Below are 23,038 nucleotides of genomic sequence, written 5' to 3' on the forward strand. Positions count from 1 at the left end.
TACTCAGTGGTGGTCGTGCGCTATGTGGTCCTGGTCGTGCCGCTGCCTCGGCGGTTGGTCCGCCACAGCTGGTGGAGGTGGCGGGCTCCTGGGCCCACGAAGCGGGCGAGCATCGTGAACAGGGGCCGCAGATCGTCGGTGGCGAGCCAGGCGAGTTCCGTGCCCGTGGCACGGGCCGGGGCGTGCGGGGTCGTGTAACCGCTGCGGCGGTAGGCGATGAGAGCGGGCAGGTCGATGTTCTCCACCACGTACCGGTGGCCCGCGCGCTGTTCCCCCTCTGGGACGGCGCGGCCGGTCAGGTCGAGGTGCATGGCACGGACGACGTCGATCCCGGACTCGCTCTCGAAGAGCCGGAACTGGGCGCCCATGCGCGGATTGAAGTCGAGGAGCTTGTACTGGCCGTCGCGCCGGTCGAAGCGCAGGTCGAGATCGATGACGCCGGTGAAGCCGATCTGTTTGATGAAACGCGCGGCGAGGTCCGCGAGTTCCGGATTGTCGACGACGTACGCGTTCGCCGTCATGCCCGCGTGGGGCGGCCAGGAGCGCACCTTGACGCCGGTGAAGAGGGCCAGCGGCGTCGAGTCCGCGTCGAAGTACGCGTGCACGATCCAGTCCTCGGCCTGCTCCCTCGGCAGATACTCCTGGAGGATCACGCCGGGCTGCCCACCCCAGTCGCGGGCGAGTTCGAGCAGGCCCTCGGAGGTCGCGATCTTCGTCGTGCCGTTCACCGCGGGCTGTTTGCGGCGGGTGAACGCCTCCCGGTTCTTGGCGACCACCGGGAAGCGGGCCGACGCGGCGAACTCCTCGATGTCGGCGTACGACTCGGGGAACGAGGCCGCCGGCGACGCGACGCCGTGCGCCACGCACAGTTCGTGCAGCCCCTGCTTGCTGGCGAGGCGGCGCGGCAGGTCCTGCTCGACGCGGGGGAACAGGAACCTCCCCCCGTCCGCCAGCTCTTCCTGGTGCTCGGCGATGAGGACGGCCGCCTCTTCGTCGGTCGGGATCAGGACCGTGGGCCTGCCGATCCGGCGCGCGATGCGCAGCATGCCCTCGACGAGCCGCTCCGGTTCCTCGGCCCCGGTGGTCCGCCAGGGAAAGGCCCGGCGCAGATAGCGCGAGGACGCCGCGGGCGTGTAACGGTCCTCCGTGATCGCGTACATGGGCACGCCGAGGCGCCCCAGGCTGCGAATTGCTCCCACTCCTCCGTGGTGCAGTGGATAGTCACCGAACTTGACGATCAGGCCCGGCACGTCCCGGTCGCATTCGAACGGCACGCTGCTGGCGCTCCTGGCCACGGGTCCCCCCACGTGTCCTGTCCCCCTTCGGACCCGGACCCACCCCGCCCGCGTCCCCCGATAGGACGCTAAGCCGGAATTGACCGCTCCAGCAAGGCTTATCCGGACATTGCGAACTCTTTAGACACTGCCCCAACGCGCCGCTCCCACGTAACGTGTGGCCCACCCATATGGAAAGCGAGGCAGGTACGCATGTCCGAGCAGACCCCGCTCACCCCCCTCGATCTCCCCGAAGGCGACCCCTTCGGACCGCACAACCTCCCGTACGGGGTGTTCTCCCTGCCGGGGGAGGCCGTGGAAGCGCGCCGGGTCGGCGTGCGCCTCGGCTCGTACGTGCTGGACGCGGGCGCCGCGGCGGCCGCGCTCGGCTCGCCCTACGTCTCCCTGCTCGCCCGCCCCACCCTGAACCCGCTCATGGCGGCGGGCCGCACCGCCTGGTCGGACGTGCGCCGCGCGCTCACGGCCTGGGTCACGGTCCCGGCCCACCGCGAGACCGTACGCCCCCTGCTGCACCCGCTCGCCGATGTCACCCTGCACCTCCCCTTCGAGGTCGCGGACTACGTCGACTTCTACGCCTCGGAGAACCATGCCCGGAACCTGGGCCGGATGTTCCGTCCGGACGAGGAACCCCTGAAGCCCAACTGGAAGCATCTGCCGGTGGGTTACCACGGTCGCGCCGGAACGGTCGTGGTCTCGGGCACGGACGTGGTCCGCCCCTCGGGCCAGCGCAAGCCCCCGGCCGACCCGGCCCCCGTCTTCGGCCCCTCGATGCGGCTCGACATCGAGACGGAACTCGGCTTCGTCGTCGGGACGCCGTCGGCGCAGGGCACACCGGTGCCGCTGTCGGCGTACCGCGACCACGTGTTCGGGCTGTGCCTCCTCAACGACTGGTCGGCGCGCGACATCCAGTCCTGGGAGACCGTGCCCCTCGGCCCGCACCTCGGCAAGTCGTTCGCCACGTCGGTCTCGGCCTGGATCACCCCGCTGGACGCGCTGGACGAGGCGCGCGTGGCGCCCCCGGAGCGCACATACCCGCTGCTGCCGTACCTGGACGACTCGGCGCCCTCCGCCGACGGCATCGCGGACGAGCCCGGCGGCTACGACCTGCACATCACTGTCACCCTCAACGGCCACGTCATCTCCGAGACCTCCTCCGCCTCCCTCTACTGGACGGCGGCGCAGATGCTGGCGCACATGACGGTGGCCGGCGCCTCCCTGCGCACGGGCGACCTGTACGGCTCCGGCACCATCAGCGGCGCCTCGGAGAACGCACGCGGCTCCCTCATCGAAATCACCTGGAACGGCCGCGATCCCATCGAACTCCCCGACGGCAAGCGAACGTTCCTCGAGAACGGTGACGTGGTCACGATGACGGCCTGGGCCCAGGGCCCGGACAACACCCGCGTGGGCATCGGCGAAGTGACGGGGCGGATCGTGGCGGGCGCCACGGCATGAGAGACCTGAGGCGGCGCTGTCAGGGGCCCGACGGTGGGGCGCCGTCAGTGGCCTGAGGGCGCCGTCACCACCGTCACCACCGTCACCACCGTCACCACCGTCACCACCGTCACCAGTCGATGTCCTCCGGCTCCTGCTCGTCCTCGGGCCAGCCGGGGTCCGGCTCCGGCGCCTCCCCGGCGGCGGAGCCGGCCGGGGCCGCCGGTCCGCTGGAACCGGCGCCGTCCAGGCCCGCCAGGACGGCGAGCACACCCTCGCCCCACGTAGCCAGCTTCTTCTCGCCGACGCCGCCGATCGCGCCCAACTGGCCGATGGACGTCGGGTGTTGGAGGGCGATCTCCTTGAGTGTCGCGTCGTGGAAGATGACGTACGCCGGGACCCCGTTCTCCTTCGCCTGCGCGCCGCGCCACGCGCGCAGCGCCTCGAACACGGGCAGCAGCTGCTCCGGCAGGTCCGCCGCGGGCGACTTCGCCTTGCGGTCCCGCGAGGCCGACCGGGGCGCGGCGGGGCGCGGCGCCTCCTTGCGCAGCCGTACCTCCCGCCGGCGCCCGAGGACGCTCCCGCTCTCCTCGGTGAGCACCAGCGTCCCGTACTCGCCCTCGACCGCGATGAGCCCCTGCGCCAGCAACTGCCGTGCCACGCCCCGCCATTCGGCCTCGCTCAGGTCCTCGCCGATACCGAAGACGGAGAGCTGGTCGTGGTCGAACTGGATGACCTTGGCCGTGCGCCGGCCCATCAGGATGTCGATGACCTGGCCCGCGCCGAACTTCTGCCTGCGCTCCCGGTCGAGACGCACCACCGTGGAGAGGACCTTCTGAGCGGCGACGGTGCCGTCCCAGGTCTCCGGTGGCGAGAGGCACGTGTCGCAGTTGCCGCAGCTTGCCGCCTGCGGCTCCTGGCCGAAGTACATGAGGAGCTGGGACCTGCGGCACTGCGCCGTCTCGCACAGCGCCAGCATCGCGTCGAGGTGGGACCCCGCCCGGCGCCGGAACGCCTCGTCCCCTTCCCCCATGTTGATCAGCTTCCGCTGCTGGACGACGTCCTGCAGCCCGTACGCCATCCAGGCCGTGGACGCGAGCCCGTCGCGGCCGGCGCGGCCCGTCTCCTGGTAGTACCCCTCGACGGACTTCGGCAGGTCGAGGTGCGCGACGAACCGGACATCGGGCTTGTCGATGCCCATGCCGAACGCGATGGTCGCGCAGACGACCAGGCCCTCCTCGCGCAGGAACCGGGACTGGTGCGCCGCGCGGGTGCCCGCGTCCAGGCCCGCGTGGTACGGGACCGCCTCGATGCCGTTGCGGCTGAGGAACTCGGCCGTCGCCTCCACCGACTTGCGCGACAGGCAGTACACGATGCCCGCGTCGCCCTCGTGCTCCTGCTTGAGGAAGCTGAGGAGCTGCTTCTTCGGGTCCGCCTTCGGCACGATCCGGTACTGGATGTTGGGCCGGTCGAAGCTCGCCACGAAGTGCTTCGCGTCCGGCATGCCCAGGCGCTGGGTGATCTCCTGGTGCGTGGCGTGCGTCGCCGTCGCCGTGAGCGCGATGCGCGGCACGTCCGGCCAGCGCCGGCCGAGGACGGAGAGCGCCAGATAGTCGGGGCGGAAGTCGTGCCCCCACTGCGCCACACAGTGCGCCTCGTCGATCGCGAAGACGGAGATCCTGCCGCGGGAGAGCAGGTCGAGCGTGGAGTCGAGGCGCAGCCGCTCCGGCGCCAGATAGATGACGTCCAGCTCGCCCGCGAGGAACTCGGCCTCGACGGTGCGGCGCTCGTCGAAGTCCTGCGTCGAGTTCATGAACCCGGCGCGCACGCCCAGCGCGCGCAGCGCGTCCACCTGGTCCTGCATGAGGGCGATGAGGGGCGAGATCACGACGCCCGTGCCGGGCCTGACCAGGGCCGGGATCTGGTAGCACAGGGACTTTCCGCCGCCGGTCGGCATCAGGACGACGGCGTCCCCGCCGTCCACGACGTGGTCGATGATCGCTTCCTGCTCGCCGCGGAACGCGTCATATCCGAAGACGCGGTGCAGCGTCTCCAGCGCGCCGCCGCGCATCGCCGTCGCCACGCCGGGCTCCGTCACCTCGCTCATGCCACCGATCCCATTCATCGCCCTGTCCCCCGTACGTCCATACTTTGTGGTTCGACCACTGCTGCCACGATAGGGCTCCGCACCGACAGCCCGAAAAGTTATCCACAGGCTGGGGGTGAATGTGCCTCCCGGCCAGGGGTCCAGGAACGCCTCCGCCCGGCATCCCCTCGCGGGGACACCGGGCGGTGACGACCGTGCGTGGCGCGGTTACCGCACGAACACGCTCGCCTGGTTCGCCAGGTCCAGGAAGTACTGCGGCGCGAGGCCCAGCACCACCGTGACCGCCACACCCACCGCGATCGTGGTCATGGTCAGCGGCGAGGGCACCGCGACCGTCGGGCCGTCCGCCTTCGGCTCGCTGAAGAACATGAGCACGATCACCCGGATGTAGAAGAACGCCGCGATGGCCGACGAGATCACACCGACCACGACGAGCGCACCGGCCCCGCCCTCCGCCGCCGCCTTGAACACGGCGAACTTTCCGGCGAAGCCCGAGGTCAGCGGGATGCCGGCGAAGGCGAGCAGGAACACCGCGAAGACGGCCGCGACCAGCGGCGAGCGGCGTCCGAGCCCCGCCCACTTCGACAGGTGCGTGGCCTCGCCGCCCGCGTCCCTGACCAGCGTCACCACGGCGAACGCGCCGACGGTCACGAAGGAGTACGCGCCCAGGTAGAAGAGCACGGACGAGATGCCGTCGGGCGTGGTGGCGATGACACCGGCGAGGATGAATCCGGCGTGCGCGATCGACGAGTACGCGAGGAGCCGCTTGATGTCGGTCTGGGTGATCGCGACGATCGCGCCGCCCAGCATCGTGATGATCGCGATGGCCCACATGACCGGCCGCCAGTCCCAGCGCAGGCCGGGCAGGACGACGTACAGGAGCCGCAGGAGGGCGCCGAAGGCGGCGACCTTGGTGGCGGCCGCCATGAAGCCGGTGACCGGTGTCGGCGCGCCCTGGTAGACGTCCGGGGTCCACATGTGGAACGGCACGGCGCCGACCTTGAACAGCAGGCCCATGACGACCATGGCGACGCCGATGAGCAGCAGCGCGTCGTTCCCCATGGTGTCGGCGAGCGCCGGGTCGATGTTCTGGATCGATCCGTCGACGACGTCGGCGATCGTCGCGTACGACACGGAGCCCGCGTACCCGTACAGGAGGGCGATGCCGAACAGGGTGAATGCCGAGGCGAAGGCGCCGAGGAGGAAGTACTTGACCGCGGCCTCCTGCGACATGAGCCGCTTGCGGCGGGCCACGGCGCACAGGAGGTAGAGCGGCAGGGAGAAGACTTCCAGGGCGATGAACAGCGTCAGGAGGTCGTTCGCCGCGGGGAAGACCAGCATGCCGCCGATCGCGAAGAGCGCGAGCGGGAACACCTCGGTGGTGGTGAACCCGGCCTTCACGGCGGCCTTCTCGCTGTCGCTGCCGGGCACGGACGCGGCCTGCGCGGCGAACGAGTCGACGCGGTTGCCGTGCGCCTCCGGGTCCAGGCGGCGCTCGGCGAACGTGAAGATCGCGACGAGGCCGGTCAGCAGGATCACGCCCTGGAGGAACAGGGCCGGGCCGTCGACGGCGATCGCGCCCATGGCCGCGATGTGCGCCTTCGTGGTGCCGTACCCGCCGGCCGCGAGCCCGACCACCGCGGCGAACGCGGCGGCCAGGGCGACGACGGCGAGGAACACCTGGACGTAGTAGCGGGACTTGCGCGGCACGAACGCCTCGACAAGGACCCCGAGGACCGCCGCACCGATGACGATCAGGGTGGGCGACAATTGGCCGTATTCGATCTTTGGCGCGTCGATCTTGGAAATGGGATCGGCCGCCGTTGTCCACAGGCTGTGGACGGCTGCTGCGCTCACTTGGCCGCCTCCACCGCTGGCTTCGGGTCCTTCTTGTGTACGTCGGACAGGGTCTGCTTGACCGCCGGGTTCACCAGGTCGGTGACCGGCTTCGGGTAGACGCCCAGGAAGATCAGCACGGCGATCAGCGGGACGACCACCGCGAGTTCCCGCACGCGCAGGTCCGGCAGGGCCGAGACCTCCGGCTTCACCGGGCCCGTCATCGTCCGCTGGTAGAGGACGAGCGTGTAGAGCGCGGCGAGCACGATGCCGAAGGTCGCGATGATCCCGATCACCGGGTAGCGCGAGAACGTGCCGACCAGGACCAGGAACTCACTCACGAAGGGCGCGAGGCCCGGCAGCGAGAGGGTCGCGAGGCCACCGATCAGGAACGTGCCGGCGAGCACCGGGGCGACCTTCTGCACGCCTCCGAAGTCCGCGATCAGGCGCGAGCCGCGGCGCGAGATCAGGAAGCCCGCCACCAGCATCAGGGCGGCCGTCGAGATCCCGTGGTTGACCATGTAGAGCGTCGCGCCCGACTGGCCCTGGCTCGTCATCGCGAAGATGCCGAGGACGATGAACCCGAAGTGCGAGATCGACGCGTACGCCACCAGGCGCTTGATGTCCCGCTGGCCGACCGCGAGCAGCGCCCCGTAGACGATGCTGATGAGGGCCAGTACGAGGATGACCGGCGTCGCCCACTTCGAGGCCTCCGGGAAGAGCTGGAGGCAGAAGCGGAGCATCGCGAACGTGCCGACCTTGTCGACCACCGCCGTGATGAGGACGGCGACCGGGGCGGTGGCCTCCCCCATCGCGTTCGGCAGCCAGGTGTGCAGCGGCCACAGCGGCGCCTTCACCGCGAAGGCGAAGAAGAAGCCGAGGAAGAGCCAGCGCTCGGTGCTGGTCGCCATGTGCAGCGAGCCGTTGGCCCGCGCGGCGGCGATCTCCTGGAGCGAGAAGTTCCCCGCCACCACGTAGAGACCGATCACGGCCGCCAGCATGATGAGGCCGCCGACGAGGTTGTAGAGCAGGAACTTCACGGCGGCGTACGAGCGTTGGGCCGCCGCGTTCTCGTCGCTGCCCGCGTGGGCACGGTCCCCGAAGCCGCCGATGAGGAAGTACATCGGGATGAGCATGGCTTCGAAGAAGATGTAGAAGAGGAAGACGTCGGTGGCCTCGAAGGAGATGATCACCATCGCCTCGACGCCGAGGATCAGGGCGAAGAAGCCCTGCGTCGGGCGCCACCTCGAACTTCCCGTTTCCTGCGGGTCGGCGTCGTGCCAGCCCGCGAGGATCACGAACGGGATCAGGAGGGCGGTGAGCGCGATGAGCGCCACCGCGATGCCGTCCACGCCCAGCTCGTACCGCACCCCGAAGTCCTTGATCCAGGAGTGGGATTCGGTGAGCTGGTAGCGGGCGCCACCGGGCTCGAAGCGCACGAGCACGACCGCGGCCAGCACCAGCGTGGCGAGCGAGACGAGCAGCGCCAGCCACTTCGCCGCCGTGCGCCGCGCCGCCGGTACGGCAGCCGTGGCGATGGCTCCCACGGCGGGGAGCACCGCCGTCGCTGTCAGCAGAGGAAAGGACATTGCTATCAGACCGCCCTCATCAGCAGGGTCGCGGCGACGATGAGTGCCGCACCGCCGAACATCGAGACGGCGTACGAGCGGGCGTAGCCGTTCTGGAGCTTGCGCAGCCGGCCGGAGAGCCCGCCGACCGAGGCCGCCGTCCCGTTGACCACGCCGTCGACCAGGGTGTGGTCGACGTAGACCAGGGAGCGGGTGAGGTGCTCGCCGCCGCGGACCAGGACCACGTGGTTGAAGTCGTCCTGGAGGAGGTCACGGCGGGCGGCCCGGGTGAGCAGCGAGCCGCGCGGGGCGACGACCGGGACCGGGCGCCGGGCGTACTGGAGGTAGGCCAGGCCCGCGCCGATCACCAGGACCACCATGGTGGCGGCGGTGACGGTCGTGGCGCTGATCGGCGCGTCCCCGTGGCTGTGCTCGGTGACCGGCTCCAGCCAGTGCAGGAAGCGGTCGCCGATGCTGAAGAAGCCACCCGCGAAGACGGATCCGACCGCGAGCACGATCATCGGGATCGTCATGGACTTCGGCGACTCGTGCGGGTGCGGCTCGTGGCCCTCCGCGTCCGGCTGCCAGCGCTTCTCACCGAAGAAGGTCATGATCATCACGCGCGTCATGTAGTACGCGGTGATGGCCGCGCCGAGCAGGGCCACCGAGCCGAGGATCCAGCCTTCCGTGCCGCCCTTCGCGAACGCCGCCTCGATGATCTTGTCCTTGGAGAAGAAGCCGGACAGACCGGGGAAGCCGATGATCGCGAGATAGCCGAGCCCGAACGTGACGAACGTGACCGGCATGTACTTCCTGAGGGCGCCGTACTTCCTCATGTCCACCTCGTCGTTCATGCCGTGCATGACCGAACCGGCGCCGAGGAAGAGGCCCGCCTTGAAGAAGCCGTGCGTCACCAGGTGCATGATCGCGAAGACGTAGCCGATGGGGCCGAGGCCCGCGGCCAGCACCATGTACCCGATCTGCGACATCGTCGAGCCGGCCAGCGCCTTCTTGATGTCGTCCTTCGCGCAACCGACGATCGCACCGAACAGGAGCGTGACCGCACCCACGATGACGACGACGAGCTGTGCGTCCGGCGACGCGTTGAACACCGCGCCGGAGCGGACGATCAGATAGACACCGGCGGTCACCATGGTCGCGGCGTGGATGAGGGCCGAGACCGGGGTCGGGCCCTCCATCGCGTCACCGAGCCAGGACTGCAGCGGCACCTGGGCGGACTTGCCGCACGCGGCGAGCAGCAGCATCAGGGCGATGCCCGTCAGTGTCGCGCCGCCGCCCTGGTGCTCCTCCGCCGCCTTCAGGACCGGCGCGAAGGCGAACGTCCCGAACGTCGTGAACATCAGCATGATGGCGATCGACAGGCCCATGTCGCCGACGCGGTTGACCAGGAAGGCCTTCTTCGCCGCGGTCGCCGCGCTGGGCTTGTGCTGCCAGAAGCCGATCAGGAGGTACGAGGCGAGACCCACGCCCTCCCAGCCGACGTACAGGAGCAGGTAGTTGTCGGCGAGGACCAGGAGCAGCATCGCCGCGAGGAACAGGTTCAGGTAGCCGAAGAAGCGGCGGCGCCGCTCGTCGTGCTCCATGTACCCGATCGAGTAGATGTGGATCAGCGTGCCCACACCGGAGATCAGGAGCACGAACGTCATCGACAGCTGGTCCAGCTGGAAGGAGACGTCCGCCTGGAAGCCCTCGACCGGGATCCAGCTGAACAGGTGCTGGGTGAAGGTGCGGTCGTCGGCGCTCTTGCCGAGCATGTCGGCGAAAAGGAGGACGCCGATGACGAAGGAGGCGGCCGAGAGCAGCGTGCCGAGCAGATGGCCCACACGGTCCAGCCGCCGTCCGCCGCACAGCAGTACGGCCGCTCCGAGCAGTGGCGCCGCTACCAGCAGCGCAATCAGGTTTTCCACTGTGCAGCGACCCCTTACAGCTTCATCAGGCTGGCGTCGTCGACCGAGGCCGAGTGGCGGGAACGGAACAGCGACACGATGATCGCGAGCCCGACCACGACCTCCGCGGCGGCGACGACCATCGTGAAGAAGGCGATGATCTGGCCGTCGAGATTGCCGTGCATCCGGGAGAACGCGACGAAGGCGAGGTTGCAGGCGTTGAGCATCAGCTCGACACACATGAACAGAACGATCGCGTTCCGCCTGATGAGCACGCCGGTGGCGCCGATCGTGAACAACAGGGCGGCGAGATACAGGTAGTTGACCGGATTCACTTCGACGCCTCCTCGGTCCGCTCAAGGCGCTCGGCCGAGCGCTGCTCCAGGGCCTTCAGATCACCGAGCGCCTCGTCCGACACGTCGCGGATCTGACCGCGCTCGCGCAGCGTCTGCATGACCGTGAGCTCCGACGGGGTGCCGTCGGGGAGCAGGCCCGCGATGTCGACCGCGTTGTGCCGGGCGTAGACACCGGGGGCGGGCAGCGGCGGGAGGTGCTTGCCCTCGCGCACGCGGTGCTCGGCCATCTCCCGCTGCGTCCTGGCCCGCTCGATGCGCTCTCGGTGCGTGAGCACCATGGCTCCGAGGGTGGCCGTGATCAGCAGGGCGCCGGTGATCTCGAAGGCGAAGACGTACTTCGTGAAGATGAGGGCGGCGAGCCCTTCCACGTTCCCCCCGGCGTTCGCCTTGCCCAGTCCGCTGAACTGGTGGAGCGAGGCGTTCCCGATGCCCGCGAGGAGCAGGATCCCGAAGCCGAGTCCGCACAGCAGGGCCAGCCAGCGCTGCCCCTTGATGGTCTCCTTCAAGGAGTCCGCCGCGGTGACACCGACGAGCATGACCACGAAGAGGAACAGCATCATGATCGCGCCGGTGTAGACGATGATCTGGACGACGCCCAGGAAGTACGCGCCGTTGGCCAGGTAGAAGACCGCCAGGATGATCATGGTCCCGGCGAGGCACAGCGCGCTGTGCACCGCCTTCTTCATCAGGACCGTGCACAGGGCGCCGATGACGGCGACCGTGCCGAGGACCCAGAACTGGAAGGCCTCACCGGTGGAGGTCGTGTAGGCGGCGAGCTGGCTCATGCCTCCGCCCCCTCGGGTTCGGGCTTCTCGCCCTTGGAGACGGCGACCTGACGCACCGTGCCGGGCGCGGCCTCCGTCACCAGACCCTGGTAGTAGTCCTGCTCGTCCGTGCCGGGGAAGATCGAGTGGGGCGATTCGACCATGCCCTCCTCGAGCCCGGCGAGCAGCTGCTCCTTGGTGTAGATCAGGTTCTCGCGGCTGCTGTCGGCGAGCTCGAACTCGTTCGTCATCGTCAGCGCGCGCGTGGGGCACGCCTCGATGCACAGGCCGCACAGGATGCAGCGGGCGTAGTTGATCTGGTAGACGCGGCCGTACCGCTCGCCCGGCGAGTAGCGCTCCTCGTCGGTGTTGTCCGCGCCCTCCACATAGATGGCGTCCGCGGGACAGGCCCAGGCGCACAACTCGCAGCCGATGCACTTCTCCAAGCCGTCCGGATGACGGTTGAGCTGGTGCCGGCCGTGGAAGCGCGGGGCCGTGGTCTTGGGCTGCTCCGGGTACTGCTCCGTCAGCCGCTTCTTGAACATGGCCTTGAAGGTCACGCCGAAGCCGGCCACGGGATTCTGGAAGCCGGGCTTGGTCTGCCCGCCCTCCGTCGACTCCTCAGCCATGGGACGCCTCCTTTCCGTCACTGGGACCGTCACCGGTTCCGTCACTGGCAGTATCCGGTCCACCACTGACAATCAACTCCCGCTCCCCGCGCGGGCGTCGGCGCGGCACGGCCGGCGGAGTCTGGCCGGGCAGCGGCGGGACCGGGAAGCCGCCTGCCATCGGGTCGAAGGCCGCGGGCTGTTCGGCTGCCTCCCGCGCCTCGCGTTCCTTGCCGCCGCGGTCCCTGAAGATGTCGACGAGGAACGAGAGCAGCAGCAGGGCGAGGACGCCCCCGCCCACGTACAGGGCGATGGGCCAGAAGGAGTAGTTCTCGTTCCGCAGGGTCCGCACGGTGGCGACGAGCATCAGCCAGACCACGGAGACCGGGATCAGGACCTTCCAGCCGAGCTTCATCAGCTGGTCGTAACGCACACGCGGGAGCGTGCCGCGCAGCCAGATGAAGAAGAACAGCAGCAGCTGGACCTTGATGACGAACCAGAGCATCGGCCACCAGCCGTGGTTCGCGCCCTCCCAGAAGGTGGACACCGGCCACGGGGCCCGCCAGCCGCCCAGGAAGAGCGTCACCGACACGGCCGAGACCGTCACCATGTTCACGTACTCGGCGAGCATGAACAGCGCGAACTTGATCGACGAGTACTCGGTGTTGAAGCCGCCGACGAGGTCGCCCTCGGACTCCGGCATGTCGAACGGCGCGCGGTTCGTCTCGCCGACCATCGTCACGATGTAGATCAGGAACGAGACCGGCAGGAGCACGATGTACCAGCGGTCGTGCTGCTGGGCGACGATCTCCGAGGTGGACATCGACCCGGAGTAGAGGAACACCGAGGCGAAGGCCGCGCCCATCGCGATCTCGTACGAGATCATCTGGGCGCAGGACCGCAGACCACCCAGCAAGGGGTAGGTCGATCCGGAACTCCAACCCGCGAGCACGATCCCGTAGATGCCGACCGAGGCGACCGCGAGGATGTAGAGCATCGCGATCGGCAGGTCGGTGAGCTGCATCGTGGTGCGGTGGCCGAAGATCGAGACCTCGTTGCCGGAGGGCCCGAAGGGGATCACGGCGATCGCCATGAACGCCGGGATGGCGGCGACGACCGGGGCCAGGATGTAGACCACCTTGTCGGCGCGCTTGACGACGACGTCTTCCTTCAGCATCAGCTTGATGCCGTCGGCGAGCGACTGGAGCATGCCCCAGGGGCCGTGCCGGTTGGGGCCGATGCGCAGCTGCATCCAGGCGACGACCTTGCGCTCCCACACGATGGAGAAGAGCACGGTCACCATCAGGAAGGCGAAGCAGAAGACCGCCTTGACCGCGACCAGCCACCAGGGATCGCGGCCGAACAGCGAGAGGTCTTCCAGAGCGAGCGGGATCATGACTGCACCTCCTTGGCCTCGTCGATGCCCGCGGGACCGATCCGGACGAGTGCGCCGGGCACGGCCCCCGTGTCGGAGGCCACGCCCCCGCCGGTGGAGTTCAGCGGAAGCCACACGACGCGGTCCGGCATCTCCGTGACCTGGAGCGGGAGTCGGGTCGTCCCCGCCGGCCCGGTGACGACGAGCTCGTCGCCGTCCTTGACGCCCGCCTCGGCGGCCGTGGCGGCCGACACACGCGCGCGTGCCGCGTGCCGCGTGCCGGCGAGCGCGTCGTCCCCCTCCTGGAGGCGGCCCTGGTCGAGCAGCAGCCGGTGCCCCGCGAGGACGGCCTCACCGGACGCGGGCCGCGGCACCTGCGAGGCCGTCTCCAGCGAGTCCGTCGCGCGGGGCCCGCTCCACCCGCCGAGGCGGTCGAGCTCCCCCCGCGCGGCCCGCAGGTCCGGCAGTCCCAGGTGTACGTCCATGGCGTCCGCGAGCATCTGGAGCACCCGCGCGTCGGCGGGCGCCAGGGATCGCGTCATCTGGTCGGGCTTGAGCGCGGCCTCGAAGAGGCGCGCCCGGCCTTCCCAGTTGAGGAACGTGCCCGCCTTCTCGGCGACCGCGGCGACCGGGAGCACGACGTCCGCGTGGTCGGTGACCTCGCTGGGACGCTGCTCCAGGGAGACGACGAACGCCACCTCGTGCAGTGCTTCACGCGCGCGTGCCGGGTCGGGCAGGTCCGCGACCTCGACACCGGCGACGACCAGGGCCCGCAGCTCGCCGCCGGCGGCGGCCTCGACGATCTGGCCCGTGTCGCGCCCGTAGCGGTGCGGGAGTTCGGACACTCCCCAGGCGGCGGCCACCTCTTCCCGCGCGCGCGGGTCGGTGGCCGGACGTCCGCCGGGAAGCAGCGACGGCAGGGCGCCCGCCTCGATCGCGCCGCGCTCCCCGGCCCGGCGCGGAATCCACACCAGCTGGGCGCCGGTCGCCGTGGCGGCCCGCACGACGGCGGTCAGGGCGCCCGGCACGGACGCGAGCCGCTCGCCGACGACGATGACGGCACCCTCGGCACGCAGCGCCTGGGACGCCTCGGCGCCGCCGTCCTCCAGGCCGAAGCCGGAGGCGAGTGCGTCCAGCCACTCGGTCTCGGTGCCCGGAGCGGCCGGCAGCAGCGTGCCGCCCGCCTTCTCCAGGCCCCTGGTCGCGAACGGGGCGAGCCCGAACGTCCGCTGGCCGTGCCCGCGCCACGCCTTGCGCAGCTTCAGGAAGACGCCGGGCGCCTCCTCCTCGGCCTCGATCCCGACGAGGAGGACGGCGGGCGCCTTCTCCAGAGACGTGTACGTGACCCCGACACCGTCGAGGTCACGCCCGCGTCCGGCGACCCGCGCCGCCAGGAAGTCGGCCTCCTCGCTGCTGTGCACGCGCGCGCGGAAGTCGATGTCGTTCGTGTCGAGCGCCACGCGCGCGAACTTGCTGTACGCGTACGCGTCCTCAACGGTGAGCCGGCCACCGGCCAGGACCCCGGCGCGGCCGCGGGCCGACAGCAGACCCCGAGCCGCGACGTCCAGGGCTTCGGGCCAGGAAGCGGGCTCGAGGACACCGTCCGCGTTACGGACGAGCGGCGTGGTCAGCCGGTCGGGCTTCTGCGCGTAACGGAACCCGAAGCGGCCCTTGTCGCAGACCCACTCCTCGTTGACCTCGGGGTCCGGCGACGCGAGGCGCCGCATGACCTTGCCGCGCCGGTGATCCGTGCGGGTCGCACAGCCGCCCGCGCAGTGCTCGCACACGCTGTGCGAGGACACGAGGTCGAAGGGCCTGGAGCGGAATCGGTACGCCGCCGAGGTCAGCGCCCCGACCGGACAGATCTGGATCGTGTTCCCGGAGAAGTACGACTCGAAGGGGTCGCCCTCGCCGGTGCCGACCTGCTGGAGCGCGCCGCGCTCGAGCAGCTCGATCATCGGGTCACCGGCGATCTGGTTGCTGAACCGCGTGCAGCGTGCGCAGAGCACACACCGCTCACGGTCGAGCAGGACCTGGGTCGAGATCGGGACCGGCTTCTCGAACGTCCGCTTCTTCCCGTCGAAACGGGAGTCGGACTGGCCGTGCGACATGGCCTGGTTCTGCAGCGGGCACTCGCCGCCCTTGTCGCAGACCGGGCAGTCCAGCGGGTGGTTGATGAGGAGCAGCTCCATCACGCCCCGCTGCGCCTTCTCGGCGACGGGCGAGCTGAGCTGGCTCTTGACCACCATGCCGTCGGTGCAGGTGATGGTGCAGGACGCCATCGGCTTGCGCTGGCCCTCGACCTCGACGATGCACTGGCGGCAGGCGCCGGCCGGGTCGAGCAGGGGGTGATCGCAGAAGCGGGGGATCTCGATGCCGAGCTGTTCGGCGGCGCGGATCACCAGCGTGCCCTTGGGCACGCTGATGCCGATGCCGTCGATCGTCAGCGAGACGAGATCTTCCGGCGGCACCGCCGCCTCACCGCCCCCGGAGGGAGCGCCTGTGGTTACCGTCATGCGTTCACCTCCGTGCGCTGGTCCGCCCAAGCGGTCGACTTGGCGGGGTCGAAGGGGCAGCCCTTGCCCGTGATGTGCTGCTCGTACTCCTCGCGGAAGTACTTGAGCGAGGAGAAGATCGGGGACGCGGCGCCGTCGCCGAGCGCGCAGAACGACTTGCCGTTGATGTTGTCGGCGATGTCGTTCAGCTTGTCGAGGTCACTCATCGAGCCCTTGCCGGCCTCGATGTCGCGCAGCAACTGCACGAGCCAGTACGTCCCTTCACGGCACGGTGTGCACTTGCCGCAGGACTCGTGGGCGTAGAACTCGGTCCAGCGCGTGACCGCCCGCACGACGCAGGTCGTCTCGTCGAAGCACTGGAGCGCCTTCGTGCCGAGCATCGATCCCGCGGCGCCGACGCCCTCGTAGTCGAGGGGCACGTCGAGGTGCTCGTCGGTGAACATCGGGGTCGAACTGCCGCCGGGCGTCCAGAACTTGAGGCGGTGCCCCGGACGCATGCCGCCGCTCATGTCGAGGAGCTGGCGCAGCGTGATGCCGAGCGGCGCCTCGTACTGGCCGGGGTTGGTGACGTGCCCGCTGAGCGAGTACAGCGTGAAGCCCGGGGACTTCTCGCTGCCCATCGACTTGAACCAGTCCTTGCCGCGATGCAGGATCGCGGGAACCGATGCGATGGACTCGACGTTGTTGACAACAGTGGGGCACGCGTAGAGGCCCGCGACCGCGGGGAAGGGGGGACGGAGCCGCGGCTGGCCACGGCGGCCTTCGAGCGAGTCGAGCAGTGCGGTCTCCTCGCCACAGATGTACGCGCCCGCGCCCGCGTGCACCGTGAGTTCGAGGTTCAGCCCGCTGCCCAGGACGTTCTCGCCGAGGTAGCCCGCCGCGTAGGCCTCCCGCACGGCCTCGTGGAGCCGTCGCAGTACGGGGACGACCTCGCCCCGCAGATAGATGAAGGCATGCGAAGAGCGGATCGCGTAGCACGCGATCACGATCCCCTCGATGAGGGAATGCGGGTTCGCGAAGAGGAGCGGGATGTCCTTGCAGGTCCCGGGCTCCGACTCGTCGGCGTTGACAACCAGATAGTGCGGTTTGCCGTCACCCTGGGGAATGAACTGCCACTTCATTCCGGTGGGGAAGCCCGCGCCGCCGCGGCCTCGCAGGCCCGAGTCCTTCACATAGGCGATCAGGTCGTCCGGCGACATGGCGAGCGCCTTGCGCAGACCCTCGTAGCCGTCGTGCCTCCGGTAGACGTCGAGGGACCAGGACTTGTCCTCGTCCCAGAACGCCGAAAGGACCGGCGAGAGCAGCTTCTCGGGGCTGGTGTCGTTGTTGATCTCGGCTGCCAAGGTCATCACTCCCCCTCCTCGGCGACAGGGCCCGCCGGGTGGGCCGGATCGGAGGACGACGTGTCCTGCGGCGCATCGTGCGAACTCAGGTGCTCGGCGGGCGACGTGTCGTGCGGTGCCGCGTTGTCGGCGTCCCGATGGGGGCCTCCGTCGCGCGGATGGACCACCCGCGCGGGGGCGGCCTCCCCCTTGGCGAGGCGCAGGCCGATCAGCGAGGCAGGTCCCGCGCTGCCGCTCGCCTCGACGGCGCCGGGCCGCTCGTCCGGGAAGCCGGCGAGGATCCGCGCGGTCTCCTTGTACGTGCACAGGGGGGCGCCGCGGGTGGGTTCGACCTCCGCGCCCGCGCGCAGGTCGTCGACCAGCCGCTTCGCGCTGCCCACCGTCTGGTTGTCGAAGAACTCCCAGTTGACCATCACGACGGGCGCGAAGTCGCAGGCCGCGTTGCACTCGATGTGCTCGAGGGTGACCTTGCCGTCCTCGGTCGTCCCGCCGTTGCCGACGCCCAGGTGCTCCTGGAGGGCCTCGAAGATGGCGTCACCGCCCATCACGGCGCACAGCGTGTTCGTGCAGACCCCGACCTGGTAGTCACCGCTCGGCTTGCGCCGGTACATCGTGTAGAACGTCGCGACGGCGGTGACCTCGGCGGTGGTCAGGCCCAGCATGTCGGCGCAGAACTGCATGCCCGTGCGCGTGACATGGCCCTCCTGCGACTGCACGAGGTGCAGCAGCGGGAGGAGCGCGGAGCGGGAATCCGGGTAGCGGGCGATGATCTCGCGCGCGTCCGTCTCGAGCCGGGCTCGGACGTCGTCCGGGTAGTCGGGCGCGGGCAGTTGGGGCATGCCCAGGCTGACGCCCTGGCCCTGCTCGGAAGGAGTGGTGGTCACCGGTCGACGCCTCCCATCACGGGGTCGATGGACGCGACGGCGACGATGACGTCGGCGACCTGGCCGCCCTCGCACATCGCCGCCATGGCCTGAAGGTTGGTGAAGGAGGGGTCTCGGTAGTGGACCCGGTAGGGGCGGGTGCCGCCGTCGGACACGACGTGCACCCCGAGCTCCCCCTTGGGGGATTCGACGGCGGAGTACGCCTGCCCGGCGGGGACCCGGAAGCCCTCGGTCACCAGCTTGAAGTGGTGGATCAGGGACTCCATGGAGGTGCCCATGATCTGCTTGATGTGATCGAGCGAGTTGCCGAGGCCGTCCGGGCCGAGCGCGAGCTGCGCCGGCCAGGCGATCTTCTTGTCGCCGACCATGACCGGGCCCGGGGCGAGCCGGTCCAGGCACTGCTCGACGATGCGCAGCGACTGCCGCATCTCCTCCAGGCGGATCAGGAAGCGTCCGTAGGAGTCGCAGGTGTCGGCGGTCGGGACCTCGAAGTCGTAGTTCTCGTAACCGCAGTACGGCTGCGACTTGCGCAGGTCGTGCGGGAGGCCCGCCGAGCGCAGGATCGGTCCGGTGGCACCGAGCGCCATGCAGCCGGTGAGGTCGAGATAGCCGACGTCCTGCATACGGGCCTTGAAGATGGGGTTCCCGGTGGCGAGCTTGTCGTACTCGGGAAGGTTCTTCGACATCTTCTTCACGAACTCGCGGATCTGGTCCACCGCGCCGGGCGGCAGGTCCTGGGCGAGTCCGCCGGGCCGGATGTACGCGTGGTTCATGCGCAGGCCGGTGATGAGCTCGTAGATATCGAGAATGAGTTCACGATCACGGAAGCCGTAGATCATGATCGTCGTGGCGCCGAGCTCCATGCCGCCGGTGGCGATGGCGACCAGGTGCGAGGAGATCCGGTTCAGCTCCATCAGGAGCACCCGGATGATCGACGCCCGGTCGGGGATCTCGCTCTCGATGCCGAGGAGCTTCTCGACCGCGAGGCAGTACGCCGTCTCGTTGAAGAACGGCGTCAGATAGTCCATGCGCGTCACGAACGTGGTGCCCTGCGTCCACGTGCGGTACTCGAGGTTCTTCTCGATGCCCGTGTGCAGATAGCCGATGCCGCAACGGGCCTCGGTGACCGTCTCGCCGTCGATCTCCAGGATCAGCCGGAGCACGCCGTGCGTGGACGGGTGCTGCGGGCCCATGTTGACGATGATGCGCTCGTCGTCGGCCCTGGCCGCGGACTGGACGACCTCGTCCCAGTCGCCACCGGTGACCGTATATACGGTCCCCTCGGTCGTCTCGCGCGCCGAAGCGGCCGATGCCGCAGAAGAAGTAGACATCAGGAGTACGACCTCCGCTGGTCCGGAGCCGGGATCTGGGCGCCCTTGTACTCGACGGGGATGCCGCCGAGGGGGTAGTCCTTGCGCTGCGGGAAGCCCTGCCAGTCGTCCGGCATCATGATCCGCGTCAGCGCCGGGTGGCCGTCGAAGACCAGACCGAAGAAGTCGTACGTCTCGCGCTCGTGCCAGTCGTTCGTCGGATAGACGGCGACCAGCGAGGGGACGTGCGGATCCGCGTCGGGGGCGCTGACTTCGAGACGGATCAGCCGGTTGTGGGTGATCGAGCGCAGGTGGTAGACGGCGTGCAGCTCGCGGCCCTTGTCGTCCGGGTAGTGCACCCCGCTCACGCCCGTGCAGAGCTCGAAGCGCAGGGCCGGGTCGTCGCGCAGCGTCCGGGCGACGCGCACCAGGTACTCGCGTTCGATGTGGAACGTGAGCTCGTCGCGGTCGACGACGGTCTTGTCGATGGCGTTCTCGGGTACGAGGCCCTGTTCTTCCAGGGCCCCCTCCAGCTCGTCGGCCACCTCGTCGAACCAGCCGCCGTACGGCCGCGAGGCGGCGCCCGGCAGCCGTACGGAGCGGACGAGGCCGCCGTAACCCGAGGTGTCGCCGCCGTTGTTGGCGCCGAACATGCCGCGCTGGACGCGGATCTCCTCGCCATGGTCGCCGCGCTGCCCCGGGAGGTTGGCCGCGCTGAGGTCCTTCTCGGGGTTGACCCCGTTGCTGTCCGCGTCGCTCACCGCAGCAGCCCCTTCATCTCGATCGTCGGGAGCGCCTTGAGCGCCGCTTCCTCCGCCTCGCGGGCCGCCTCCTCGGCGTTCACGCCGAGCTTGGAGGACTGGATCTTCTGATGGAGCTTGAGAATCGCGTCCATCAGCATCTCCGGCCGCGGCGGACAGCCGGGCAGGTAGATGTCCACAGGGACTACGTGGTCGACGCCCTGCACGATCGCGTAGTTGTTGAACATCCCGCCCGACGAGGCGCACACGCCCATGGAGATGACCCACTTGGGGTTCGGCATCTGGTCATAGACCTGTCGCAGGACGGGCGCCATCTTCTGGCTCACGCGCCCGGCCACGATCATCAGGTCCGCCTGCCGCGGCGAGCCGCGGAAGACCTCCATGCCGAAGCGCGCCAGGTCATAGCGGCCGGCGCCCGTCGTCATCATCTCGATGGCGCAGCACGCCAGGCCGAACGTGGCCGGGAAGACGGATGACTTGCGCACCCAGCCCGCGGCCTGCTCGACGGTGGTCAGCAGAAAGCCGCTCGGCAGCTTTTCTTCGAGTCCCATGGCTTAAGGCCCCTCAGTCCCATTCCAGGCCGCCGCGCCGCCATACGTACGCGTACGCGACGAAGACGGTGAGCACGAAGAGCAGCATCTCCACGAGCCCGAAAACACCCAGGGCGTCGAAGGTGACGGCCCAGGGGTAGAGGAAGACGATCTCGATGTCGAAGACGATGAAGAGCATCGCCGTCAGGTAGTACTTGATGGGGAAGCGCCCGCCGCCGGCCGGCGTGGGGGTCGGCTCGATACCGCACTCGTAGGCCTCGAGCTTGGCCCGGTTGTACCGCTTTGGACCGATAAGCGTGGCCATGACCACGGAGAAGATCGCAAAGCCTGCCCCGAGGGCTCCCAGTACGAGGATGGGCGCATACGCGTTCACCGCTCCTCGCTCCTCTCAGTCGGCGCTGACTGCTGGCGGATACATAGGGCCCACCTCCCGCTCCCTGCGAAGCCACCCCCGGTTGCACGAAGATCGCCCACATGTGAAGCAGGTCACAAGCCCAACTGCCCCGCATCCTATGCCTGCCGGTCTGTGATCTGCGACACGGGGTGCGCCAACAGCTTTGTGATCTCCACCACCTGACGAAGGATCATGAAGTCGGATGAGCGGTGATCTTCACACGCGAAGCGCCTGAGTGATCACCAGACGTGACATCTTGTCGCGTTACCCCAGGTGACAGCGCTGGCTCACTATCAAGAGGGTGCATGCCCAGGCAAATTGGCGCTGGACAGAACTGGCTGATAGTGGCCGCCATTCACACATCAGGGGGAGAGGTGTGGACGTAAGTGGACGCGGGCACGCGCTCATGAGGAGCATCCGACCGCGAAGGCGGCCCCTTTGTGACCTGCGTCACGCCGACCGTTATCGATCGGAAACCGGGCTTGGCCATCGGTATCAACGAGTGGTAGGCCGAGGGCAATTCGGGCGTATTACGGAAAGCCCATGATCACAGGCTTGATCGGCCCTGTCCGTATTGCCCGTTACGGCGTCAATAAAGGCCGCCGCGCCCGGGATTCAAACGTCCTCACGACAACTGTGGCGCACCACACGTTTCTTGAAGGAACCATGGAGGCCCTGATAGCGGTTGTACTCATGTCCCACACCGCTCACATACCCAGCCACCGGAAGCCCCGTCGCAGCGCGTCGAAAATCGCCCTGCGCGCCGGAGTTGCCGGTGGCGTACTCAGCACCCTGGCAGTGGCCGGTGCGTCCGGCCCGGCGTTCGCCGCCGAGCCGGTGACCGAGACCATCGAGATGCCGACCATCACGGCGGACCTCTCCGCTCAGGTCGCCCAGTCCGCGGACGCCACCCAGCAGGCCGCGAACTCCTATGCGCTGCAGGCCGAGCAGGACCAGGCCGTCGCAAAGGCCGCGAAGCAGGCCAAGTCGGACCAGGCACTCGCCGAGAAGAAGGCGGAGGCCAAGAAGAAGGCCGAGGCCGAGGCGAAGCGCAAGGCCGAGGAAGCGCGTGCGTCGCGCTCCGCCGAGCGCACGACCCTCTCCACCGCCTCCTCCGCGAAGTCCGACGTCGTGGCCCCCGCCAGCGGCAGCGTCGCGTCCGTCATCGCCTTCCTGAAGGCACAGGTCGGCGACGCGTACGTCATGGGCGGCACCGGCCCCAACTCCTGGGACTGCTCCGGCCTGACCCAGGCCGCGTTCGCGCAGGCCGGCATCAGCCTGCCGCGCGTGTCGCAGGACCAGTCGACGGCCGGCACCCCGGTCTCCCTCGACAGCCTGCAGGTCGGCGACCTCCTCTACTGGGGCGCCGCGGGCTCGGCGTACCACGTGGGTGTGTACATCGGTAACGGCCAGTACCTGGACGCCGCGAACCCCTCCAAGGGCGTCGTCATCCAGGACCTGTCCGGCTACCCGGCGAGCGGTGCGGTCCGCGTTCTCTGAGATTTCATGGCAAAGGGCCATCACCCCCTCTCGGGAGTGATGGCCCTTTGCCGTATAACCAGCAAATCACGTGGAGCTCGCGAATCAGCCCTTCGGTGACAATTCACCCATAGGGCCCCAACTGCCGCCCGGGATCTCCGTGTTGATGATCTCCGGTACGGAGGCGATCAGACCGGACATCGTCTCCAGCCCGGCCTTGAAGTGGTCGGAGCCCACGTGCGCGGCCCCCGCGTCCCCGTCCCGGAAGCCCTCCAGAAGGACGTACTGGTTCGGGTCCTCGACGCTGCGGGACCAGTCGAAGAAGAGGTTGCCCTCCTCGGCGCGCGTGGCACGGGTGAAATCGGCGGTGTGCTCCAGCCAGGAGTCGGCGTACTCGGGCCGGGCGGTGAACTTCACGGCGATGAAAATCATGCAGCCAGGGTGCTCCGTGCCGCCCCGCACGGCCAGTTCGGCGCGCGCGATTTTGGGAGCGCCGGAAAAGCCGTGCCTACGCGGCGCGGGCCGAGCGCCGCAGGAGCGCCGTGAGCGC

The 23,038-nt window shown here is 69.2% G+C and carries 19 protein-coding genes; 2 read left to right on the forward strand and 17 right to left on the reverse strand.

The genetic code is table 11. The features are described 5' to 3' along the window. Window positions 1-20: 20 nt before the first annotated feature. Complete coding sequence (locus OG698_RS21575) at window positions 21-1,274, reverse strand: ATP-grasp domain-containing protein (RefSeq protein ID WP_406104785.1); 1,254 nt, start codon at window positions 1,272-1,274, stop codon at window positions 21-23. 213 nt (window positions 1,275-1,487) lie between these two features. Here OG698_RS21575 and fahA point away from each other — a divergent pair, with 213 nt between their 5' ends. After that, window positions 1,488-2,750, forward strand: a complete 1,263-nt coding sequence (gene fahA, locus OG698_RS21580) for a fumarylacetoacetase (protein WP_406104787.1) — start codon at window positions 1,488-1,490, stop codon at window positions 2,748-2,750. A gap of 109 nt (window positions 2,751-2,859) precedes the next feature. Here the strand turns inward: fahA and recQ are convergent, their stop codons facing one another. The 15 genes from recQ to OG698_RS21655 all read right to left on the reverse strand — a co-directional run bounded on the left by recQ (window position 2,860) and on the right by OG698_RS21655 (window position 20,988). Beyond that, the gene (gene recQ, locus OG698_RS21585) at window positions 2,860-4,836 is read right to left on the reverse strand and encodes a DNA helicase RecQ (RefSeq protein ID WP_406104789.1); all 1,977 of its coding nucleotides are present in this window, start codon (window positions 4,834-4,836) and stop codon (window positions 2,860-2,862) included. Between the two features lie 207 nt (window positions 4,837-5,043). Continuing rightward, window positions 5,044-6,693, reverse strand: coding sequence for an NADH-quinone oxidoreductase subunit NuoN (nuoN, locus tag OG698_RS21590; protein ID WP_406104791.1), 1,650 nt, complete (start codon window positions 6,691-6,693; stop codon window positions 5,044-5,046). Continuing rightward, the gene (locus OG698_RS21595) at window positions 6,690-8,261 is read right to left on the reverse strand and encodes an NADH-quinone oxidoreductase subunit M (RefSeq protein WP_406104792.1); all 1,572 of its coding nucleotides are present in this window, start codon (window positions 8,259-8,261) and stop codon (window positions 6,690-6,692) included. Before OG698_RS21595 ends, nuoN begins: the two co-directional genes overlap by 4 nt. A 5-nt stretch (window positions 8,262-8,266) precedes the next feature. Continuing rightward, window positions 8,267-10,168, reverse strand: a complete 1,902-nt coding sequence (nuoL, locus tag OG698_RS21600) for an NADH-quinone oxidoreductase subunit L (RefSeq protein ID WP_100598033.1) — start codon at window positions 10,166-10,168, stop codon at window positions 8,267-8,269. Window positions 10,169-10,182: 14 nt separating this feature from the next. Then, on the reverse strand, window positions 10,183-10,482 hold the full coding sequence (nuoK, locus tag OG698_RS21605) for an NADH-quinone oxidoreductase subunit NuoK (RefSeq protein ID WP_100598032.1): 300 nt from the start codon (window positions 10,480-10,482) through the stop codon (window positions 10,183-10,185). Beyond that, the gene (locus OG698_RS21610; protein WP_406104794.1) at window positions 10,479-11,288 is read right to left on the reverse strand and encodes an NADH-quinone oxidoreductase subunit J; all 810 of its coding nucleotides are present in this window, start codon (window positions 11,286-11,288) and stop codon (window positions 10,479-10,481) included. The genes nuoK and OG698_RS21610 overlap by 4 nt, the downstream gene beginning before the upstream one ends. Continuing rightward, window positions 11,285-11,896, reverse strand: a complete 612-nt coding sequence (gene nuoI, locus OG698_RS21615) for an NADH-quinone oxidoreductase subunit NuoI (RefSeq protein ID WP_406104796.1) — start codon at window positions 11,894-11,896, stop codon at window positions 11,285-11,287. The genes OG698_RS21610 and nuoI overlap by 4 nt, the downstream gene beginning before the upstream one ends. Next, window positions 11,889-13,271 carry an NADH-quinone oxidoreductase subunit NuoH gene (gene nuoH, locus OG698_RS21620; RefSeq protein WP_399971030.1) on the reverse strand — a complete coding sequence of 461 codons (1,383 nt, stop codon included), beginning with the start codon at window positions 13,269-13,271 and terminating at the stop codon, window positions 11,889-11,891. Before nuoH ends, nuoI begins: the two co-directional genes overlap by 8 nt. Continuing rightward, on the reverse strand, window positions 13,268-15,766 hold the full coding sequence (locus tag OG698_RS21625) for an NADH-quinone oxidoreductase subunit G (RefSeq protein ID WP_406104798.1): 2,499 nt from the start codon (window positions 15,764-15,766) through the stop codon (window positions 13,268-13,270). Before OG698_RS21625 ends, nuoH begins: the two co-directional genes overlap by 4 nt. Further along, window positions 15,763-17,118 carry an NADH-quinone oxidoreductase subunit NuoF gene (gene nuoF, locus OG698_RS21630; RefSeq protein ID WP_383087155.1) on the reverse strand — a complete coding sequence of 452 codons (1,356 nt, stop codon included), beginning with the start codon at window positions 17,116-17,118 and terminating at the stop codon, window positions 15,763-15,765. Before nuoF ends, OG698_RS21625 begins: the two co-directional genes overlap by 4 nt. Beyond that, window positions 17,115-17,993, reverse strand: a complete 879-nt coding sequence (gene nuoE / locus OG698_RS21635) for an NADH-quinone oxidoreductase subunit NuoE (RefSeq protein WP_406104800.1) — start codon at window positions 17,991-17,993, stop codon at window positions 17,115-17,117. Before nuoE ends, nuoF begins: the two co-directional genes overlap by 4 nt. Then, window positions 17,990-19,324, reverse strand: coding sequence for an NADH-quinone oxidoreductase subunit D (locus tag OG698_RS21640; RefSeq protein ID WP_406104802.1), 1,335 nt, complete (start codon window positions 19,322-19,324; stop codon window positions 17,990-17,992). The genes nuoE and OG698_RS21640 overlap by 4 nt, the downstream gene beginning before the upstream one ends. After that, on the reverse strand, window positions 19,324-20,064 hold the full coding sequence (locus OG698_RS21645; protein ID WP_406104804.1) for an NADH-quinone oxidoreductase subunit C: 741 nt from the start codon (window positions 20,062-20,064) through the stop codon (window positions 19,324-19,326). The genes OG698_RS21640 and OG698_RS21645 overlap by 1 nt, the downstream gene beginning before the upstream one ends. Then, the gene (locus OG698_RS21650; RefSeq protein WP_006133126.1) at window positions 20,061-20,615 is read right to left on the reverse strand and encodes an NADH-quinone oxidoreductase subunit B family protein; all 555 of its coding nucleotides are present in this window, start codon (window positions 20,613-20,615) and stop codon (window positions 20,061-20,063) included. The genes OG698_RS21645 and OG698_RS21650 overlap by 4 nt, the downstream gene beginning before the upstream one ends. Window positions 20,616-20,628: 13 nt before the next feature. After that, window positions 20,629-20,988, reverse strand: coding sequence for an NADH-quinone oxidoreductase subunit A (locus tag OG698_RS21655; RefSeq protein WP_007383963.1), 360 nt, complete (start codon window positions 20,986-20,988; stop codon window positions 20,629-20,631). A gap of 714 nt (window positions 20,989-21,702) precedes the next feature. Between OG698_RS21655 and OG698_RS21660 the strand changes: the two genes are divergently transcribed. Then, window positions 21,703-22,509, forward strand: coding sequence for a C40 family peptidase (locus OG698_RS21660; RefSeq protein ID WP_399971024.1), 807 nt, complete (start codon window positions 21,703-21,705; stop codon window positions 22,507-22,509). Window positions 22,510-22,593: 84 nt separating this feature from the next. On the opposite strand, the gene OG698_RS21665 is transcribed toward OG698_RS21660, so the two are convergent. After that, window positions 22,594-22,920 (reverse strand): putative quinol monooxygenase, encoded by a 327-nt coding sequence (locus tag OG698_RS21665; RefSeq protein ID WP_327578238.1) that lies wholly within the window; start codon window positions 22,918-22,920, stop codon window positions 22,594-22,596. Window positions 22,921-23,038 lie beyond the last annotated feature (118 nt).

This window comes from Streptomyces sp. NBC_01003 (assembly GCF_045162695.1).
GTDB lineage: Bacteria > Actinomycetota > Actinomycetes > Streptomycetales > Streptomycetaceae > Streptomyces.

What these genes read in the sequence shown, in the direction of transcription:
- OG698_RS21665 (WP_327578238.1), bottom strand. Translation starts at nt 22,920, where the DNA reads ATGATTTTCATCGCCGTGAAGTTCACCGCCCGGCCCGAGTACGCCGAC.
- OG698_RS21640 (WP_406104802.1), bottom strand. Translation starts at nt 19,324, where the DNA reads ATGTCTACTTCTTCTGCGGCATCGGCCGCTTCGGCGCGCGAGACGACC.
- OG698_RS21650 (WP_006133126.1), bottom strand. Translation starts at nt 20,615, where the DNA reads ATGGGACTCGAAGAAAAGCTGCCGAGCGGCTTTCTGCTGACCACCGTC.
- nuoH (WP_399971030.1), bottom strand. Translation starts at nt 13,271, where the DNA reads ATGATCCCGCTCGCTCTGGAAGACCTCTCGCTGTTCGGCCGCGATCCC.
- nuoI (WP_406104796.1), bottom strand. Translation starts at nt 11,896, where the DNA reads ATGGCTGAGGAGTCGACGGAGGGCGGGCAGACCAAGCCCGGCTTCCAG.
- OG698_RS21610 (WP_406104794.1), bottom strand. Translation starts at nt 11,288, where the DNA reads ATGAGCCAGCTCGCCGCCTACACGACCTCCACCGGTGAGGCCTTCCAG.
- OG698_RS21660 (WP_399971024.1), top strand. Translation starts at nt 21,703, where the DNA reads ATGTCCCACACCGCTCACATACCCAGCCACCGGAAGCCCCGTCGCAGC.
- recQ (WP_406104789.1), bottom strand. Translation starts at nt 4,836, where the DNA reads ATGAGCGAGGTGACGGAGCCCGGCGTGGCGACGGCGATGCGCGGCGGC.
- fahA (WP_406104787.1), top strand. Translation starts at nt 1,488, where the DNA reads ATGTCCGAGCAGACCCCGCTCACCCCCCTCGATCTCCCCGAAGGCGAC.
- OG698_RS21625 (WP_406104798.1), bottom strand. Translation starts at nt 15,766, where the DNA reads ATGACGGTAACCACAGGCGCTCCCTCCGGGGGCGGTGAGGCGGCGGTG.
- OG698_RS21595 (WP_406104792.1), bottom strand. Translation starts at nt 8,261, where the DNA reads ATGTCCTTTCCTCTGCTGACAGCGACGGCGGTGCTCCCCGCCGTGGGA.